The sequence below is a fragment of the Brevundimonas sp. genome (assembly GCF_013912065.1).
GTDB lineage: Bacteria > Pseudomonadota > Alphaproteobacteria > Caulobacterales > Caulobacteraceae > Brevundimonas.
The window spans coordinates 1-14,701 of the sequence record NZ_JACESA010000036.1; the positions used below are offsets into that span (position 1 = coordinate 1).

The window sequence follows — 14,701 nt, forward strand, 5'->3', positions numbered from 1 at the left end:
TGACCAGCTTCTCGACGAAGGGACGCAGTTCCTTCGCCTTGGGCAGGGTCGTGGTGATTTGCTCGTGCTTGATCAGCGAGGCGGCCATGTTGGCGAACATGGCGGTGCGGTGGCTGGTCGTGCGACCGAGTTTACGATGGGCGGCGCCGTGGCGCATCAGGGTCTCTCCTACTCCGAACCCGGTATCTCCTGGGGAGACCTAGGCTCGTAATCTTCTAACCGCCCCGACATTCTCCCCGAGAGGAGACGGGCGGAGGGTTGAACTTAGATCTGGTCGTCGAACTTCTTGGCCAGATCTTCGATGTTTTCGGGCGGCCAGTTCGGCACGTCCATGCCGAGGCTGAGCCCCATGGTCGCGAGAACTTCCTTGATCTCGTTCAGCGACTTGCGGCCGAAGTTCGGGGTGCGAAGCATTTCGCCCTCGGTCTTCTGGATCAGGTCGCCGATGTAGACGATGTTGTCGTTCTTCAGGCAGTTGGCCGAACGGACCGACAGCTCCAGCTCGTCCACCTTCTTCAGCAGGGCCGGGTTGAAGGGCAGGTCGGGCTTGCCGTCCGACTGCTCGACAGCCTTCTTGGGCTCTTCGAAGGTGATGAAGATCTGCAGCTGGTCTTGCAGGATGCGCGCGGCGTAGGCCACGGCGTCAACCGGCGAGACGGCGCCATTGGTTTCGACTTCGAGCAGCAGCTTGTCGTAGTCCAGCGACTGGCCCTGACGGGTCGGCTCGACGCGATAGGCGACGCGCTTGACCGGCGAATACAGGGCGTCGACGGCGATCAGGCCGATCGGCGCATCTTCCGGACGGTTCAGCTCGGCGGCCACATAGCCCTTGCCGTTCTGGACGGTCAGTTCCATGCGGATCGACGCGCCGTCATCCAGGGTGCAGATGACGTGATCGGGGTTCAGAACCTCGATGTCCGCCGGCACGTCGATCTGGCCGGCCGTCACGGCGCCGGGGCCCGTGGCGCGCAGGGTCATGCGCTTGGGGCCTTCGGCATGCATGCGCAGCGCCAGTTGCTTGATGTTCAGGACGATGTCCACGACGTCTTCGCGAACGCCTTCCAGCGACGAGAATTCGTGCACCACGCCATCGATCTGGATGGCGGTCACTGCCGCGCCTTGCAGCGAGGACAGCAGAACGCGACGGAGCGCGTTGCCGAGCGTCACACCGAAGCCGCGCTCCAGAGGTTCGGCAACCAGACGCGCCTTACGTTGGGCGTCGGAACCGATCTCGATCTGCGGCTTCTCGGGACGGATCAGCTCTTGCCAGTTTCTTTCGATCATTTTGTCCCTCGAACGGGTTTCGCCTGCTCCGGCCTTGTCGACGAGGCCATGTGGAGCGGACGGAGATGGGGGTGCTTAGGCGGCGGCGGGTCGCTTAGACGCGGCGACGCTTCGGCGGACGGCAACCATTGTGCGGCATCGGGGTGACGTCGCGGATGGTCGTGATCGTCAGACCGACGGACTGCAGCGCGCGCAGGGCCGATTCACGGCCGGAACCCGGACCCGAAACGTTCACTTCCAGCGTCTTCACGCCGTGTTCCTGCGCCTTCTTGCCGGCGTCTTCAGCCGCCATCTGGGCCGCATACGGGGTCGACTTGCGCGAACCCTTGAAGCCCATGTGACCGGCCGACGACCAGGAAATCGCGTTTCCTTGCGCGTCGGTGATGGTCACCATGGTGTTGTTGAAGCTGGCGTTCACATGGGCGACGCCCGAGGTGATGTTCTTGCGCTCGCGCTTCTTTACGCGACCCGGTTCCTTAGCCATGTCTATGTCTTACTTCTTCTTGCCGGCGATCGGCTTGGCGGGACCCTTGCGGGTGCGGGCGTTGGTGTGGGTGCGTTGACCGCGGACCGGCAGGCCCTTGCGGTGACGCAGGCCGCGGTAGCAGGCCAGGTCCATCAGACGCTTGATGTTCATCGAGGTTTCGCGGCGCAGGTCGCCCTCGACGGTGTGATCCTTGTCGATGGTCTCGCGGATCGACAGCACTTCGGCGTCGGTCAGTTGGTTCACCCGGCGAGCCGGCTCGATGCCGACCTTCTCGGTGATGTCCTTGGCGGCGGCGGGGCCGATGCCGTGGATATACTGAAGCGCGATTTCAACGCGCTTGTTGGTCGGGATGTTGACGCCAGCAATACGGGCCACGAAATTCTCCAGATACGCGTTAGTCAGACGCAACAAACGCTCCGGTTAACAAACCAGGAGCGTGGCGCCCTTCGCGGGAAGGCGCCCTTATACAGATGATTCACAGGGCGTCAACGCCTACGTCGAGGCAAGTACGCCGACGTCGCCGAGGCGGACGCTGAATAGCACGTCCTAACGCGCTGGTGGACGTCCGAAGTCGACCCCGACCGTCACCTGCTGCCCCTCGACCGGACGGCCGTTCTCGGTGGGAGGCTGGAAACGGAAGAGATTGGACACCGTCAGCCCGGCCGCGCCGAAGCCCAGACCCGGCGGGGCTTCGCTGACGACACGGCAAGCCTCCAGCCGCGTGTCGAGTCTGATGCGGCAAGACAGTTCGACCCTTCCATACCGGCTGCGAGCGTTGCGCGGATGGCTGGCGCGGACCTGGGCCATGGTCGGGCCCGTGATCAGACGCGGCCTGCTCGAACCGCCGCCGGGGCCCGCCCCCGATCCGACGCCGGATCCGCTGCCGCTCCCCTCCCCGCCCTGGCCGAAACCCGGTTCGGGCGAAGGCGCCGGAGCGACGCCGACGACGAGCGCCGGTTCCGGCGCGGGCCGAGGCGGCGCCGGCAGTTCGCGGGGCTGCTCCTGCTTCGGCGGCGGCGGGGTATGAATGCGAGAGGGGGCTGCGGGCGCGCCTCCACCTGTCTCGGGCGCCGGAGGCTGGTCCGACCGAGGCGGCGGCGGATCATAGAGGACGATCTCGAACGGTCGGGGTTCCACGCCGCTGGTCTCGGGGACTCGCCCCCTTACCTGGCCCAGCAGCAGGAACAGGCCGATCTCTGCGGCGGCGACGCCGACGAAGACGGCCGCCATCCCTAGACGGCGTCTTTTCCTGGCGGGTGGATCGGGAAAGGCGTCGGACATCGGTCGATCAACGTCCGACGTCCGGTTTGGTCACGCCAGGGCTTCGTCGATCGCCTTGGCCACGGCCTCGATGGAGCCCATGCCGTCGGCCTCGGTCAGCTTGCCCTGGGCTTCGTAGTAGGGAAGCAGCGGGGCGGTGTTGCGGTTGTAGGCGTCCAGACGCACCACGAAGGTCTCCGGATTGTCGTCGGGGCGCCCCTGGTCGGCATAGCGTTTGGCGATCCGCTCCAGCAGGGCGGCGTCGTCGACCTTCAGCCGCACGACGGCGTCGATCTGGGAACCGCGCTTGGCCAGCATGGCGTCCAGAGCCTCGGCCTGGGCGACCGTGCGGGGGAAGCCGTCGAAGATGGCGCCGCCGGCGGCCTCGGCCTCCGGCAGGCGGTCTTCGATCAGAGCGATGACGATCTCGTCGGTGACCAGGTCGCCGCGGGCCAGCACGTCCTTGACCTTGAGCCCCAGTTCCGAGCCCGAGGCGATCGCGGCCCGCAGCATGTCGCCGGTCGAAAGCTGGACCATGCCCCGCTCCTCGACCAGTCGCTTGGCCTGTGTCCCCTTGCCCGCCGCCGGCGGTCCGAACAGGATCAAGTTCACGCGTAGCCCTCCCCAGGCTTCTACAATCTAATCAGCGACGCGCCGGCGTGGGCGCGCCACGACCGCCGCGACCCCGCAGCTTGGCCTTCTTGATCAGGCCTTCATACTGGTGGGCCAGCAGTTGCGACTGAATCTGGGCGACAGTGTCCATCGTAACCGAGACCACGATCAAGATAGACGTTCCGCCGAAGTACAGGCTGTTGCCCATCTGGGCGACCATGAACTCCGGCAGCAGGCAGACGGCGGTGATATAGGCCGCGCCGATCACCGTCAGACGGGTCAGGACATAGTCCAGATATTCGGCCGTGCGCTTGCCCGGACGGATGCCCGGCAGGAAGCCGCCGTATTTCCGCAGATTCTCGGCCGTGTCTTCCGGGTTGAAGGTGATCGAGGTGTAGAAGAAGCAGAAGAAGATGATCAGGGCGGCGTACAGGGCCATGAACAGCGGTTGGCCATGGGTCAGCTGCGACGTCACCAGCGGCAGCCAGCTGAGATAGCCTGGCAGGTCTGCGTTGGCCGTCAGGCTGGCCACAGTTGTCGGCAGCATCAGCAGCGACGAGGCGAAGATCGGCGGGATGACGCCGGCGGTGTTGACCTTCAGCGGCAGGAACGAACGTTCCCCGCCGGCCATCCGATTGCCTTCCTGGCGCTTCGGATACTGGATCAGCAGACGACGCTGCGCCCGTTCCATGAAGACGATGAAGACCACGGTAGCCACGGCCAGAACGGCGATGAACAGCAGGGCGAAGGCCGACATCTGACCCTGTTGGGCCAGACCCAGCATCCGGGCGATGGTGGACGGCAAGACCGCCACGATGCCGGCGAAGATGATCAGCGAGATGCCGTTGCCTACGCCGCGCGCCGTCACCTGTTCGCCCAGCCACATCAGGAACATGGTGCCGCCGGTCAGGGTCACGACGGTCGAGACCAGGAAGAAGATCCCCGGATTGTCGACCAGACCAGGCTGGGCGTTCAGGCCCGCAGCAATGCCCAGCGACTGGGCCAGAGCCAGGAACACCGTCAGATAACGGGTGTACTGGTTCAGCTGCTTGCGGCCGCTCTCGCCGCCTTCCTTCTTCAGCTTCTCCCAGGGCGGGTACACCGTGCCCATCAGCTGCACGATGATCGACGCCGAGATATAGGGCGCGACGTTCAGGGCGAAGATGGCCATACGCTCGACCGCGCCGCCCGAGAACATGTTGAACATGTCCAGGATGCCGCGCTGCCCCGAAGGGTCCTGGAAGAACTGCAGGAAGGCCTGCGAATTGATGCCCGGGATCGGCACATAGGTGCCGATGCGATAAACCAGCAAGGCGCCCAGCGTGAACAGCAGGCGCTTGTGCAGCTCGGTCGCTTTCGCGAACGAGCCCATGTTCATATTGGCGGCGAGTTGTTCTGCGGCCGAAGCCATTATGCGTCCCCACGACTGACTGAGTCGTCAGATAGGCGGAAAGCGGCCCTCATGCGAGGGCCGCTTCCGTTGTTTCGTCGTCGCAGGTGTAATCAGGCCACGGCCGATACAGCGCCGCGACGACGCGGTGTTCAGGCCTTGTCGGCCGTACGCTTGGTGCGGGCCGAGATCTTGTTCTCGTCGCCGCGCGGCGCCTTCGGAGCCGGGACCTTGCCCTTGGCGGCGTTGCGCTTTTCGACGCGCGCGGCGGCCTTGGCTTCGGCGGCGATACGTTCTTGGACGACCGAGCCGCCGGCGGCTTCGATGGCCTTGATGGCGCCCGAGGTGGCCGACCAGACGACCAGGTTCAGGGCCTGCTTCAGTTCACCGGTGCCCAGCAGACGCACGCCGTCCTTGACGCGACGGATCACGCCGGCGGCGACCAGGGCGTCGCCCTTGATTTCCGACTTGGCGTCCAGCTTGCCGGCGTCGATGGCGTCCTGCAGGCGCCACAGGTTCACTTCGGCCAGCTTCAGGGCGTTCGGATTGTTGAAGCCGCGCTTGGGCATACGCATGTACAGCGGCATCTGGCCGCCTTCGAAGCCCAGCAGGCTGACGCCGGTACGCGACTTCTGACCCTTGACGCCGCGGCCCGAGGTCTTGCCCTTGCCCGAACCGGGGCCACGGCCGACACGCATGCGCTTCTTGTGTGCGCCTTCGTTGTCGCGGATTTCGTTCAGTTTCATATGCCTGATCCTTTCGGGTGCTAGCGCCCGGACATTCGTCCGAACTCGGCGTTCAAAGTTTATCGTCTCCCTCCCCCTCGGGGGAGGGTGGTCGGCGAAGCCGACCGGGTGGGAAGGGCTCGGCGAGCCAGTCCCGGATATCTCAAGGTCGGGCGCTATAGCGGCTCCCCGAACAGCAGTAAAGGCGACTCTTGCCGAGCCGCCCCCACCTGGTCGCTTGCGCGACCTGCCCTCCCCCGAGGGGGAGGGAGAGTCTTTGTCTTACTTTTCGACGATCTCGGTCAGGTGGGCGACCTTGGCGATCATCCCACGAACCGAGGGGGTGTCTTCCAGGGTCGACTCGCGACCCAGGCGGTTCAGACCCAGGCCCACCAGGGTGGCGCGCTGGTCGTTCTTGCGGCGGATCGGCGAACCGGTCTGCTTGACGGTGACGGTCTTTTGCTCGGCCATGACTTAGGACTCCACAGCTTCGGGCGCCGAGGCGCCGTCGTTGCGACGGCCCATCAGATCCGCGACCTTCTTGCCGCGCTTGGACGCGACTTGACGGGGCGAGGACTGGACCTTCAGCGCTTCGAACGTCGCGCGGATCATGTTGTAGGGGTTCGACGAACCGGTCGACTTGCCCACGACGTCCTGGACGCCGAGGGTTTCGAGCACGGCGCGCATCGGACCGCCCGCGATGACGCCGGTCCCGGGAGGGGCGGCGCGCATCATGATCTTGCCGGCGCCCCAACGGCCGTTGCCGTCGTGGTGCAGGGTGCGGTTCTCGCGCAGCGGAACGCGGATCATGGTCTTCTTGGCTTCTTCGGTCGCCTTGCGGATGGCTTCCGGCACTTCGCGCGCCTTGCCGTGACCAAAGCCGACCCGGCCCTTGCCGTCGCCGACGACCATCAGGGCCGCGAACGAGAACCGGCGGCCACCCTTGACGGTGGCGGCGACGCGGTTGATGTGCACCAGCTTTTCGACGATGTCCGAATCCGGACCGTCGACAGCGGGAGCGTTGCGATTGTCACGACGGTTGCGATCGTTGCCGCCGCCGCCGCGCTGGGGTTGATGCGCCATGCTTCGCGTCCCTTAGAAGTTCAGGCCGGCTTCGCGCGCGGCTTCCGCCAGCGCCTTGACCCGGCCGTGATAGATGTACTCGCCACGGTCGAAGACGACGTCCTTGACGCCCTTCTCGATGGCGCGTTCGGCGATCAGCTTGCCGATCGCGGCGGCTGCGGCCGTGTCCGAACCCTTGGAGCCCTTGCCGCCTTCCAGCGACGAGGCCGAAGCGACGGTCACGCCCTGGGCGTCGTCGATGATCTGGGCCGAGATGTTCTTGTCCGAACGGTACACCGACAGACGCAGACGACCGTTGGCGACGGCCTTCAGGCGGCGACGGGTGCGCTCCGAGCGGCGCTTGGCTTGTTGTCGAAGAGAAAGAGCCATGACTTACTTCTTCTTGCCTTCCTTGCGACGGACCTTTTCGCCCGCGTAACGGACGCCCTTGCCCTTGTAGGGCTCCGGCGGACGCAGCTTGCGGATGACCGCGGCGATCTGACCGACAGCCTGCTTGTCCGCGCCCAGAACCTTGATTTCGGTCTGTTTCGGAACAGCAAAGCTGACGCCGGCCGGCGGAGCGATGTCGACTTCATGCGAGAAGCCGAGCTGCAGCGAAAGGGCGTCGCCCTTCATCGCGGCGCGGTAACCCACGCCGACCAGCTCCAGCGACTTCTCGAAGCCGGTGGTGACGCCGACGACCATGTTGTCGACCAGGGTGCGAGACAGGCCCCACATCGCGCGACCGCGTTGCGTGTCGGCCCGCAGACCCAGCGACAGTTCGTCGCCTTCGCGCGTGACTTCGATCTCGTCGGCGACGGTCCAGGAGCGTTCGCCCTTGGGACCCTTCACGACGACGTTCTGGCCGTCGAGCGTGACAGTCACGCCCTTCGGCACGGCGATGGTTTTCTTGCCAATACGGGACATATCAGTAGACCCTGCAGAGGACTTCGCCGCCGACATTGGCGTCGCGAGCGGAGGCGTCCGACATGACGCCCTTCGAAGTCGAAAGGATCGAGATGCCGAGGCCGTTCTTGACCGGCTTCAGATCGCCGATCGCCGAATAGACCCGGCGGCCCGGCTTGGACACGCGCGAAATCTCGGCGATGACGGGCTGACCGTCGAAATACTTCAGCTCGATCTCGAACTGCGGAAACTCACCCGGGTTCTGAACCAGGTTGTAGCCGCGGATGTAGCCTTCGTCCTGCAGCACGTCGAGGACGCGCTGGCGCAGACGGGAGGCCGGGGTCAGCACCTTGGAACGCTTGCGGGTCGCCGCGTTCTTGATGCGAGCGATCATGTCGCTCAGGGGATCGTTGATCATCATGTCTGTTCGCTCCCCTTACCAGCTCGACTTGGTCAGGCCAGGGATCTGGCCCTGGTTGCCGAGTTCACGCAGCGCAATCCGGCTCATCTTGAGCTTGCGATAGAACGCCCGCGGACGACCGGTCACTTCGCAACGGTTGCGAATACGGGTCGGCGCGGAGTTGCGCGGCAGTTCAGCCAGCTTCAGGCGCGCGTCGAAGCGCTCCTCAAGCGGCAGGTTTTCGTCGTTGGCGGTCGCCTTCAGGGCAGCCCGCTTCGCGGCATACTTCGCAACCAGGGCCTTGACGGCTTCGTTGCGGTTTACGGCGCTTTTCTTAGCCATTGTTCTCTTCCCTTCCCGCTCAGTTCTTCACGAACGGGAACTTGAACTCGGTGAGGAGAGCCTTGGCTTCCTCATCGGTCTTGGCCGTGGTGCAGACGACAATGTCCATGCCCCACATCTGGTCGATCTGGTCGTAGTTGATCTCGGGGAACACGATGTGTTCCTTCAGACCGGTGGCGTAGTTGCCGCGACCGTCGAACGAGGTGCCCTTCAGACCACGGAAATCCTTCACGCGCGGCAGCGCGATCGTGATGAACCGGTCCAGGAACTCGTACATCTGGTCGCCGCGCAGGGTGACCTTGCCGCCGATGACCATGCCTTCGCGCAGCTTGAAGCCGGCGATGGAGTTACGGGCCTTGGTGGCGACGGCCTTCTGACCGGCGATGGCCGTCAGATCCTTGAGGGCGGCGTTCGCCTTCTTGGAGTCCGCGACGGCTTCGCCGATGCCCATGTTCAGGACGATCTTGTCCAGCTTGGGCACCTGCATTTCGTTCGTATAGCCGAACTTGGTCTTCATTTCCGCACGGATGCGGGCCTGATATTCGGCCTTGAGGCGCGGGGTGTATTTCTCGGTAGCCATCAGATGACGTCTCCCGTCGTCTTGGCGATGCGGACCTTGGTGTCCCCATCGATCTTGAAGCCGACGCGGGTCGCCTTGCCGTTGGCGTCGGCGATCGCGACGTTCGACAGGTGAAGCGAGGCTTCCTTGTTCTTGATACCGCCCTGCGGGTCAGCCTGGGTCGGGCGCGTGTGGCGCTGAACCATGTTGACGCCTTCGACGAGGACGCGGTTTTCGGTGGGCAGGACCTTCAGCACGTTGCCCGTGCGGCCCTTGTCCTTGCCGGTGAGGACGACGACGCGGTCGCCCTTCTTGATCTTGGCGGCCATGTTACAGGACCTCCGGAGCCAGCGAGATGATCTTCATGTGGTTCTTGGCGCGCAGTTCGCGGGGAACCGGGCCGAAGATCCGCGTGCCGACAGGCTCGTTCTGCTTGTTGACGATGACGGCGGCCGACTTGTCAAAACGGATGACCGAGCCGTCCTTGCGTTGGATGTCCTTGGCGGTGCGCACGACGATGGCGCGAACGACGTCGCCCTTCTTCACGCGGCCACGCGGGATGGCTTCCTTCACGGAGGCGACGATTGTGTCGCCGATCGAGGCGTAGCGGCGCTTGGAGCCGCCCAACACCTTGATGCACATGACCCGGCGGGCGCCCGAATTATCGGCCACTTCCAGGTTAGTTTGCATCTGGATCATAAGATCAGATCCTTCTGATTACGAGGCGGAGGCGTTGGAAAGGACTTCCCAGCGCTTCAACTTGGACTTCGGGGCGCACTCGACGATGCGAGCGATGTCGCCGACTTTGAGCGCGTTGGCTTCGTCGTGCGCGTGATACTTCTTCGAAAGACGAACGATCTTCTTCAGAACAGGGTGCAGCAGCGTGCGCTCCACCTTCACGACGACGGTCTTCTCGCCCTTGTCGGACACGACCACGCCTTCAAGAATTCGCTTGGGCATATTCGTTTCCTTACGAGGCCGCACGCTTCTCGCGCAGAAGCGTCGAGATGCGGGCGATGTCTTTGCGCACTTCACCCACGCGGTGGGTTTTTTCCATTTGGCCGGTGGCCGCCTGGAAGCGCAGGTTGAACTGTTCCTTCTTGAGCTTCAGCAGCTCGTCGGACAGTTGGTCGGTCGTTTGCGACCGCAGATCGGCGATCTTGGTCATTAGGCGGCTTCCTCAACGTGAGCCACGCCGGCGTCGATACGGGTCACGACCTTGGTGCGGACCGGCAGCTTGGCGGCGCCGAGACGGAGCGCTTCGCGGGCGACATCGTCCGGAACGCCGTCGATTTCAAACAGGATGCGGCCCGGGTGGCAGCGCGCGGCCCAGTGGTCCACGGCGCCCTTGCCCTTACCCATCCGGACTTCGGCCGGCTTGCCCGTGACGGGCAGGTCGGGGAAGACGCGGATCCAGACGCGGCCCTGACGCTTCATCTGGCGAGTGATCGCGCGGCGAGCCGCCTCGATCTGACGCGCGGTGATGCGTTCCGGCTCCAGCGTCTTCAGGCCGTACGAGCCGAAGTTCAGCGAGAAGCCGCCCTTGGCCGAGCCGTGGATGCGGCCCTTGAAGGCCTTGCGGTACTTGGTCTTCTTCGGTTGCAACATGACTTAGTTCTCACGTCCCCGGTCGCGACGCGGACCGCGGTCGCCACGGGGGCCGCCGCGTTCGCGGCCTTCGTTCGAGGACGGACCCGACGCTTCCTGGGCCCAACGCTTGTCCTGGGCCATCGGGTCGTGCTCGAGCACTTCACCCTTAAACACCCAGACCTTCACGCCGATGATGCCGTAGGTCGTCTTGGCTTCGTAGAAGCCGTAGTCGATGTCGGCCCGCAGGGTGTGAAGCGGCACGCGACCTTCGCGATACCATTCCATCCGCGCGATTTCCGCACCGCCCAGACGACCCGAGACGTTCATCCGGATGCCCTTGGCGCCCAGACGCATGGCCGACTGCATCGAGCGCTTCATGGCGCGGCGGAAGGCCACGCGACGCTCGAGCTGCTGGGCGATGTTCTCGGCGATCAGCTGCGCATCGGTTTCCGGCTTGCGGACTTCGATGATGTTCAGGTGAACTTCACCTTCAGTCCGGGCCGAGATGTCCTTGCGGAGCTTCTCGATGTCGGCGCCCTTCTTACCGATCACGACGCCCGGACGGGCGGCGTAGATGGTGATGCGGCACTTCTTGTGCGGGCGCTCGATGATGATGCGCGACACGCCGGCGGCGGCCAGGCGTTCCCGCAGCCACTCGCGCAGCTTCAGGTCCTGGTGCAGCAGGCGGGAATAGTCGGCGCCTGCGGCGAACCAACGGCTGTCCCACGTACGGTTCACGCCGAGGCGCAGACCGATCGGATTGATTTTCTGACCCATCAGGCGGCCTCGCCGGCTTCACGGACCACGATGGTGATCTCGCTGAACGGTTTCAGGATGCGCGACGAGCGGCCACGAGCACGGCTCGCGAAACGCTTCATCACCAGGTTCTTGCCCACGAAGGCCTCGGCGACGACCAGGTTGTCGATGTCGAGGTTGTGGTTGTTCTCAGCGTTCGAGATCGCCGAATACAGGACCTTGCGGACGTCGGTTGCGATGCGCTTGCGGCTGAATTCCAGCTCGTTCAGCGCCTTCTGAACCGGCATGCCGCGGATCGATGCGGCGACCAGGTTCAGCTTTTGCGGGCTGATGCGCACGTTGACCAGCTTGGCGCGGGCCTCGGTCGGGGCGACCCGACGAATGTTCTTGGTCTGGGCCATCAGTTACTTCCTTTTGGCCTTCTTGTCCGCCGCGTGACCGGGGAAGTTCCGGGTCGGGGCGAACTCGCCGAACTTCATGCCGACCATCTCTTCCGAGACCGACACGGGAACGTGCTTCTGACCGTTATGGACGCCGAACGTCAGACCGACGAACTGCGGCAGGATGGTGGAGCGGCGCGACCAGGTCTTGATCACGTCCTTGCGGCCCGACGTTTGAACGGCGTCGGCCTTCTTGAGCAGATACCCGTCGACAAACGGGCCTTTCCAGGAGGAGCGGGCCATTCTTAGCGAGCCTTCTTAACGTGGCGGGTACGGATGATGTACTTGTCCGTAGCCTTGTTCTTGCGGGTACGGGTGCCCTTGGTGTCCTTACCCCACGGTGTAACCGGGGTGCGACCACCAGAGGTCCGGCCTTCACCACCACCGTGCGGGTGGTCGATCGGGTTCATGGCGACGCCGCGAACGTGCGGGCGGAAGCCCATGTGACGCTTGCGACCGGCCTTGCCGAGGTTCTGGTTCATGTGGTCGGGGTTCGAAACCGCGCCCACAGTGGCGATGCAGCCGTCCAGGACCATGCGAAGTTCGCCCGAGCCGAGACGGATCTGGGCGTAGCCCTGATCGCGGCCGACCAGCTGGGCGTAGGCGCCGGCCGAACGGGCCAGCTGAGCGCCCTTGCCCGGCTTCATTTCGATGTTGTGGATGATCGTACCCACCGGCATCGAGCGAAGCGGCATGGCGTTGCCCGGCTTCACGTCGGTCTTTTCGCCCGCGATCACCGTGTCGCCGGCCTTAAGGCGTTGCGGCGCGATGATATAGGTCTTCTCGCCGTCCTCGTAGGTCACGAGCGCGATGAAGGCCGTGCGGTTCGGGTCGTATTCCAGACGCTCGACCGTGCCGACCATGTCCCACTTGCGACGCTTGAAGTCGATCTTGCGGTACAGGGTCTTGGCGCCGCCGCCGCGGAAGCGGACCGCGATGCGACCGCCCTGCCCGCGTCCGCCCGACTTGGTCAGGCCTTCGGTCAGCGACTTTTCCGGACGGCCCTTGTGGAGCTCCGAACGGTCGACCAGCACGAGGGCGCGGCGGCCCGGCGAGGTCGGATTGTAATGTTTCAAGGCCATCTGATCAGAGCCCCGTGGTCACGTCGATCGACTGGCCGTCGGCCAGGGTCACGATTGCTTTTTTGATGTCGACCCGGCGACCCAGGATACCCCGGAAACGCTTGGTCTTGCCCTTTTGAACCAGGGTGTTGACCTTCAGGACGTTGACTTTGAACAGGCTTTCGACCGCCGCGGCGATCTCGTCCTTGGTCGCCGTGTCGGCGACGCGGAAGACGACCTTGTTCTGCTCGGACAGGATCGTGGCCTTCTCGGTGATCACCGGAGCCAGGATGGTGTCGTAGTGCTTGGCGGTAGGTTGAGCGGCCATTACGCGGCTTCCTTATCGCTGAAGCGGGCTTCGATCGCCTCGATGGCGGCCTTGGTCAGCACCAGCTTTTCAGCCCGCAGGATGTCATAGACGTTCAGGCCGGCGTTCGGCAGCACGTCGATGTGCGGGATGTTGCGTGCAGCCAGGCCGAAGTTCGTGTCGACTTCCGGACCCGCGATGATGAGAGCCTTGGTCCAGCCCAGCTTGCCGAGCGTCTCGCGCAGCGAGGCGGTCTTGGCTTCCTTGACCGAGACGGTGTCGACGACGATCAGGTCGCCGGACTTCACCTTCGAGGACAGGGCGTGACGCAGGGCCAGCGCGCGGATCTTCTTCGGCAGCGAGAAGCCGTGGTCGCGAACGACCGGACCGAAGGCGCGCGAACCGCCGACGAACTGCGGTGCACGGCGCGAACCGTGACGAGCGCCGCCGGTGCCCTTTTGCTTGTACATCTTCTTGCCCGTACGAGAGTTCTCGTTGCGGGTTTGAACCTTGTGCGTACCGGCGCGGCGCTTGGCCAGTTGCCAGTTGACGGTGCGGGCCAGGATGTCGCCGCGGATGTCAGCGATGCCGAAGACGGCGTCCGACAGATCCACGTCGCCGGCGGCCTTGCCGTCGAGTTGGATGACAGAGAGTTTCATTACGCTTCACCGCCTTCGGTCGCTTCGACAGGAGCTTCTTCAGCCGGGGACGAGGCGGGTTGAGCAGCAGACTTGCTCGACTTGACGGCGCCCGGGAACGGGGCCTCGGCCGGGCGAGCCTTCTTGATGGCGTCGCGAACCTTGACGTAGCTGCCGTCGTGACCCGGGACAGCGCCCTTGATCAGGATCAGGCCACGCTCGGCGTCCACGCGGACGACGGTCAGGTTCTGCTGGGTGACGACTTCCTGGCCATAGTGGCCGGCCATCTTCTTGCCGGGGAAGGTGCGACCCGGGTCCTGACGGTTACCCGTCGAACCGTGCGAACGGTGCGAGACCGAGACGCCGTGGGTGGCGCGAAGGCCGCCGAAGTTCCAGCGCTTCATGGCGCCGGCGAAACCCTTACCGATGGTCTCGCCCTGGATGTCGACCTTCTGGCCCACCAGGAAGTGTTCGGCCGACAGTTCGGCGCCCACGTCCAGCAGACCTTCCGCATCGACGCGGAACTCGGTCACATAGGCCTTCGGTTCGACTTCCGCCTTGGCGAAGGTCTCGCGTTGAGCCTTGTTGGTGTTCTTGGCCTTCTTCGTGCCAGCGCCCAGCTGGAGAGCGACGTAGCCGTCACGCTCCTGGGTACGTTGGCCGACGACTTGGCAGCCGTCGAGCTGCAGCACAGTGACCGGTACGTGCGCGCCGTCATCGGCGAACACGCGGGTCATGCCCAGCTTCTTGGCGATCACGCCCGTGCGCATCGGATCCCGCCTCTTTCTACTTTAAATCTTGATCTCGACGTCCACGCCGGCGGACAGGTCGAGCTTCATGAGCGCGTCCACGGTCTGCGGGGTGGGGTCGACGATGTCGAGC

At 64.6% G+C, this 14,701-nt stretch carries 28 protein-coding genes; all 28 read right to left on the reverse strand.

Going from position 1 to position 14,701, the window contains the following annotated elements; all coding sequences use genetic code 11:
- A partial coding sequence (locus H2037_RS16710; protein WP_292124277.1) for a L17 family ribosomal protein occupies window positions 1–157 on the reverse strand: 157 nt, incomplete at its 3' end.
- A gap of 107 nt (window positions 158–264) precedes the next feature.
- The gene (locus H2037_RS16715) at window positions 265–1,284 is read right to left on the reverse strand and encodes a DNA-directed RNA polymerase subunit alpha (protein ID WP_292124245.1); all 1,020 of its coding nucleotides are present in this window, start codon (window positions 1,282–1,284) and stop codon (window positions 265–267) included.
- Window positions 1,285–1,378: 94 nt separating this feature from the next.
- Complete coding sequence (gene rpsK / locus H2037_RS16720; protein WP_008264180.1) at window positions 1,379–1,768, reverse strand: 30S ribosomal protein S11; 390 nt, start codon at window positions 1,766–1,768, stop codon at window positions 1,379–1,381.
- Window positions 1,769–1,777: 9 nt separating this feature from the next.
- Window positions 1,778–2,146, reverse strand: coding sequence for a 30S ribosomal protein S13 (gene rpsM / locus H2037_RS16725; protein WP_026108555.1), 369 nt, complete (start codon window positions 2,144–2,146; stop codon window positions 1,778–1,780).
- 171 nt (window positions 2,147–2,317) lie between these two features.
- The gene (locus H2037_RS16730; RefSeq protein ID WP_292124247.1) at window positions 2,318–3,001 is read right to left on the reverse strand and encodes an energy transducer TonB; all 684 of its coding nucleotides are present in this window, start codon (window positions 2,999–3,001) and stop codon (window positions 2,318–2,320) included.
- 81 nt (window positions 3,002–3,082) lie between these two features.
- The gene (locus H2037_RS16735; RefSeq protein WP_292124249.1) at window positions 3,083–3,643 is read right to left on the reverse strand and encodes an adenylate kinase; all 561 of its coding nucleotides are present in this window, start codon (window positions 3,641–3,643) and stop codon (window positions 3,083–3,085) included.
- A gap of 31 nt (window positions 3,644–3,674) precedes the next feature.
- Window positions 3,675–5,054: a preprotein translocase subunit SecY gene (gene secY / locus H2037_RS16740; protein ID WP_292124251.1), complete on the reverse strand. Its 1,380-nt coding sequence runs from the start codon at window positions 5,052–5,054 to the stop codon at window positions 3,675–3,677.
- Window positions 5,055–5,185: 131 nt separating this feature from the next.
- Window positions 5,186–5,779: a 50S ribosomal protein L15 gene (gene rplO, locus H2037_RS16745; protein ID WP_292124253.1), complete on the reverse strand. Its 594-nt coding sequence runs from the start codon at window positions 5,777–5,779 to the stop codon at window positions 5,186–5,188.
- 261 nt (window positions 5,780–6,040) lie between these two features.
- Window positions 6,041–6,229 carry a 50S ribosomal protein L30 gene (gene rpmD, locus H2037_RS16750; protein WP_183194946.1) on the reverse strand — a complete coding sequence of 63 codons (189 nt, stop codon included), beginning with the start codon at window positions 6,227–6,229 and terminating at the stop codon, window positions 6,041–6,043.
- A 3-nt stretch (window positions 6,230–6,232) separates the two neighbouring features.
- Window positions 6,233–6,841 (reverse strand): 30S ribosomal protein S5, encoded by a 609-nt coding sequence (rpsE, locus tag H2037_RS16755; RefSeq protein WP_271164723.1) that lies wholly within the window; start codon window positions 6,839–6,841, stop codon window positions 6,233–6,235.
- A 12-nt stretch (window positions 6,842–6,853) separates the two neighbouring features.
- Window positions 6,854–7,210, reverse strand: a complete 357-nt coding sequence (rplR, locus tag H2037_RS16760) for a 50S ribosomal protein L18 (protein ID WP_292124256.1) — start codon at window positions 7,208–7,210, stop codon at window positions 6,854–6,856.
- Window positions 7,211–7,213: 3 nt separating this feature from the next.
- Complete coding sequence (rplF, locus tag H2037_RS16765) at window positions 7,214–7,747, reverse strand: 50S ribosomal protein L6 (protein ID WP_292124258.1); 534 nt, start codon at window positions 7,745–7,747, stop codon at window positions 7,214–7,216.
- A 1-nt stretch (window position 7,748) separates the two neighbouring features.
- Window positions 7,749–8,147 (reverse strand): 30S ribosomal protein S8, encoded by a 399-nt coding sequence (gene rpsH / locus H2037_RS16770; protein ID WP_249750398.1) that lies wholly within the window; start codon window positions 8,145–8,147, stop codon window positions 7,749–7,751.
- 15 nt (window positions 8,148–8,162) lie between these two features.
- Window positions 8,163–8,468 (reverse strand): 30S ribosomal protein S14, encoded by a 306-nt coding sequence (gene rpsN / locus H2037_RS16775; protein ID WP_008259854.1) that lies wholly within the window; start codon window positions 8,466–8,468, stop codon window positions 8,163–8,165.
- Window positions 8,469–8,487: 19 nt separating this feature from the next.
- Complete coding sequence (gene rplE / locus H2037_RS16780; RefSeq protein WP_292124260.1) at window positions 8,488–9,048, reverse strand: 50S ribosomal protein L5; 561 nt, start codon at window positions 9,046–9,048, stop codon at window positions 8,488–8,490.
- A complete protein-coding gene (gene rplX / locus H2037_RS16785; RefSeq protein WP_292124262.1) occupies window positions 9,048–9,356 on the reverse strand; it encodes a 50S ribosomal protein L24 in 309 nt (102 codons plus the stop codon). Before rplX ends, rplE begins: the two co-directional genes overlap by 1 nt.
- 1 nt (window position 9,357) lies before the next feature.
- Window positions 9,358–9,726: a 50S ribosomal protein L14 gene (gene rplN, locus H2037_RS16790; protein ID WP_003164378.1), complete on the reverse strand. Its 369-nt coding sequence runs from the start codon at window positions 9,724–9,726 to the stop codon at window positions 9,358–9,360.
- 18 nt (window positions 9,727–9,744) lie between these two features.
- Complete coding sequence (rpsQ, locus tag H2037_RS16795) at window positions 9,745–9,987, reverse strand: 30S ribosomal protein S17 (RefSeq protein ID WP_008262472.1); 243 nt, start codon at window positions 9,985–9,987, stop codon at window positions 9,745–9,747.
- Window positions 9,988–9,997: 10 nt separating this feature from the next.
- Window positions 9,998–10,195 carry a 50S ribosomal protein L29 gene (rpmC, locus tag H2037_RS16800; protein WP_008263673.1) on the reverse strand — a complete coding sequence of 66 codons (198 nt, stop codon included), beginning with the start codon at window positions 10,193–10,195 and terminating at the stop codon, window positions 9,998–10,000.
- A complete protein-coding gene (gene rplP / locus H2037_RS16805) occupies window positions 10,195–10,635 on the reverse strand; it encodes a 50S ribosomal protein L16 (protein WP_292124265.1) in 441 nt (146 codons plus the stop codon). The genes rpmC and rplP overlap by 1 nt, the downstream gene beginning before the upstream one ends.
- A gap of 3 nt (window positions 10,636–10,638) precedes the next feature.
- Entirely contained in the window at window positions 10,639–11,394 is a 756-nt protein-coding gene (rpsC, locus tag H2037_RS16810; RefSeq protein ID WP_183194940.1) for a 30S ribosomal protein S3, read from the reverse strand.
- Complete coding sequence (gene rplV, locus H2037_RS16815; RefSeq protein WP_008262904.1) at window positions 11,394–11,774, reverse strand: 50S ribosomal protein L22; 381 nt, start codon at window positions 11,772–11,774, stop codon at window positions 11,394–11,396. Before rplV ends, rpsC begins: the two co-directional genes overlap by 1 nt.
- Window positions 11,775–11,777: 3 nt before the next feature.
- Window positions 11,778–12,056 (reverse strand): 30S ribosomal protein S19, encoded by a 279-nt coding sequence (rpsS, locus tag H2037_RS16820; protein ID WP_183203624.1) that lies wholly within the window; start codon window positions 12,054–12,056, stop codon window positions 11,778–11,780.
- Between the two features lie 2 nt (window positions 12,057–12,058).
- A complete protein-coding gene (gene rplB / locus H2037_RS16825; RefSeq protein ID WP_008259904.1) occupies window positions 12,059–12,895 on the reverse strand; it encodes a 50S ribosomal protein L2 in 837 nt (278 codons plus the stop codon).
- A gap of 4 nt (window positions 12,896–12,899) precedes the next feature.
- Window positions 12,900–13,202 carry a 50S ribosomal protein L23 gene (locus H2037_RS16830; RefSeq protein WP_008260292.1) on the reverse strand — a complete coding sequence of 101 codons (303 nt, stop codon included), beginning with the start codon at window positions 13,200–13,202 and terminating at the stop codon, window positions 12,900–12,902.
- Window positions 13,202–13,840, reverse strand: a complete 639-nt coding sequence (gene rplD, locus H2037_RS16835) for a 50S ribosomal protein L4 (protein WP_292124273.1) — start codon at window positions 13,838–13,840, stop codon at window positions 13,202–13,204. The genes H2037_RS16830 and rplD overlap by 1 nt, the downstream gene beginning before the upstream one ends.
- Window positions 13,840–14,589, reverse strand: coding sequence for a 50S ribosomal protein L3 (gene rplC / locus H2037_RS16840; RefSeq protein ID WP_292124275.1), 750 nt, complete (start codon window positions 14,587–14,589; stop codon window positions 13,840–13,842). The genes rplD and rplC overlap by 1 nt, the downstream gene beginning before the upstream one ends.
- A gap of 21 nt (window positions 14,590–14,610) precedes the next feature.
- Window positions 14,611–14,701, reverse strand: a 91-nt coding sequence (locus H2037_RS16845) for a 30S ribosomal protein S10 (RefSeq protein WP_365833964.1), incomplete at its 5' end; no start/stop codon positions are given.

What these genes read in the sequence shown, in the direction of transcription:
- rplO (WP_292124253.1), bottom strand. Translation starts at nt 5,779, where the DNA reads ATGAAACTGAACGAAATCCGCGACAACGAAGGCGCACACAAGAAGCGC.
- rplV (WP_008262904.1), bottom strand. Translation starts at nt 11,774, where the DNA reads ATGGCCCAGACCAAGAACATTCGTCGGGTCGCCCCGACCGAGGCCCGC.
- rpmC (WP_008263673.1), bottom strand. Translation starts at nt 10,195, where the DNA reads ATGACCAAGATCGCCGATCTGCGGTCGCAAACGACCGACCAACTGTCC.
- rpsE (WP_271164723.1), bottom strand. Translation starts at nt 6,841, where the DNA reads ATGGCGCATCAACCCCAGCGCGGCGGCGGCGGCAACGATCGCAACCGT.
- rpsS (WP_183203624.1), bottom strand. Translation starts at nt 12,056, where the DNA reads ATGGCCCGCTCCTCCTGGAAAGGCCCGTTTGTCGACGGGTATCTGCTC.
- rplR (WP_292124256.1), bottom strand. Translation starts at nt 7,210, where the DNA reads ATGGCTCTTTCTCTTCGACAACAAGCCAAGCGCCGCTCGGAGCGCACC.
- rpsK (WP_008264180.1), bottom strand. Translation starts at nt 1,768, where the DNA reads ATGGCTAAGGAACCGGGTCGCGTAAAGAAGCGCGAGCGCAAGAACATC.
- rpsH (WP_249750398.1), bottom strand. Translation starts at nt 8,147, where the DNA reads ATGATGATCAACGATCCCCTGAGCGACATGATCGCTCGCATCAAGAAC.
- H2037_RS16715 (WP_292124245.1), bottom strand. Translation starts at nt 1,284, where the DNA reads ATGATCGAAAGAAACTGGCAAGAGCTGATCCGTCCCGAGAAGCCGCAG.
- rplE (WP_292124260.1), bottom strand. Translation starts at nt 9,048, where the DNA reads ATGGCTACCGAGAAATACACCCCGCGCCTCAAGGCCGAATATCAGGCC.
- rplX (WP_292124262.1), bottom strand. Translation starts at nt 9,356, where the DNA reads ATGGCCGCCAAGATCAAGAAGGGCGACCGCGTCGTCGTCCTCACCGGC.
- rplF (WP_292124258.1), bottom strand. Translation starts at nt 7,747, where the DNA reads ATGTCCCGTATTGGCAAGAAAACCATCGCCGTGCCGAAGGGCGTGACT.
- rpmD (WP_183194946.1), bottom strand. Translation starts at nt 6,229, where the DNA reads ATGGCCGAGCAAAAGACCGTCACCGTCAAGCAGACCGGTTCGCCGATC.
- rplC (WP_292124275.1), bottom strand. Translation starts at nt 14,589, where the DNA reads ATGCGCACGGGCGTGATCGCCAAGAAGCTGGGCATGACCCGCGTGTTC.
- rplN (WP_003164378.1), bottom strand. Translation starts at nt 9,726, where the DNA reads ATGATCCAGATGCAAACTAACCTGGAAGTGGCCGATAATTCGGGCGCC.
- rplD (WP_292124273.1), bottom strand. Translation starts at nt 13,840, where the DNA reads ATGAAACTCTCTGTCATCCAACTCGACGGCAAGGCCGCCGGCGACGTG.
- rpsQ (WP_008262472.1), bottom strand. Translation starts at nt 9,987, where the DNA reads ATGCCCAAGCGAATTCTTGAAGGCGTGGTCGTGTCCGACAAGGGCGAG.
- rpsN (WP_008259854.1), bottom strand. Translation starts at nt 8,468, where the DNA reads ATGGCTAAGAAAAGCGCCGTAAACCGCAACGAAGCCGTCAAGGCCCTG.
- rplB (WP_008259904.1), bottom strand. Translation starts at nt 12,895, where the DNA reads ATGGCCTTGAAACATTACAATCCGACCTCGCCGGGCCGCCGCGCCCTC.
- H2037_RS16830 (WP_008260292.1), bottom strand. Translation starts at nt 13,202, where the DNA reads ATGGCCGCTCAACCTACCGCCAAGCACTACGACACCATCCTGGCTCCG.
- rpsC (WP_183194940.1), bottom strand. Translation starts at nt 11,394, where the DNA reads ATGGGTCAGAAAATCAATCCGATCGGTCTGCGCCTCGGCGTGAACCGT.
- secY (WP_292124251.1), bottom strand. Translation starts at nt 5,054, where the DNA reads ATGGCTTCGGCCGCAGAACAACTCGCCGCCAATATGAACATGGGCTCG.
- rplP (WP_292124265.1), bottom strand. Translation starts at nt 10,635, where the DNA reads ATGTTGCAACCGAAGAAGACCAAGTACCGCAAGGCCTTCAAGGGCCGC.
- H2037_RS16730 (WP_292124247.1), bottom strand. Translation starts at nt 3,001, where the DNA reads ATGGCGGCCGTCTTCGTCGGCGTCGCCGCCGCAGAGATCGGCCTGTTC.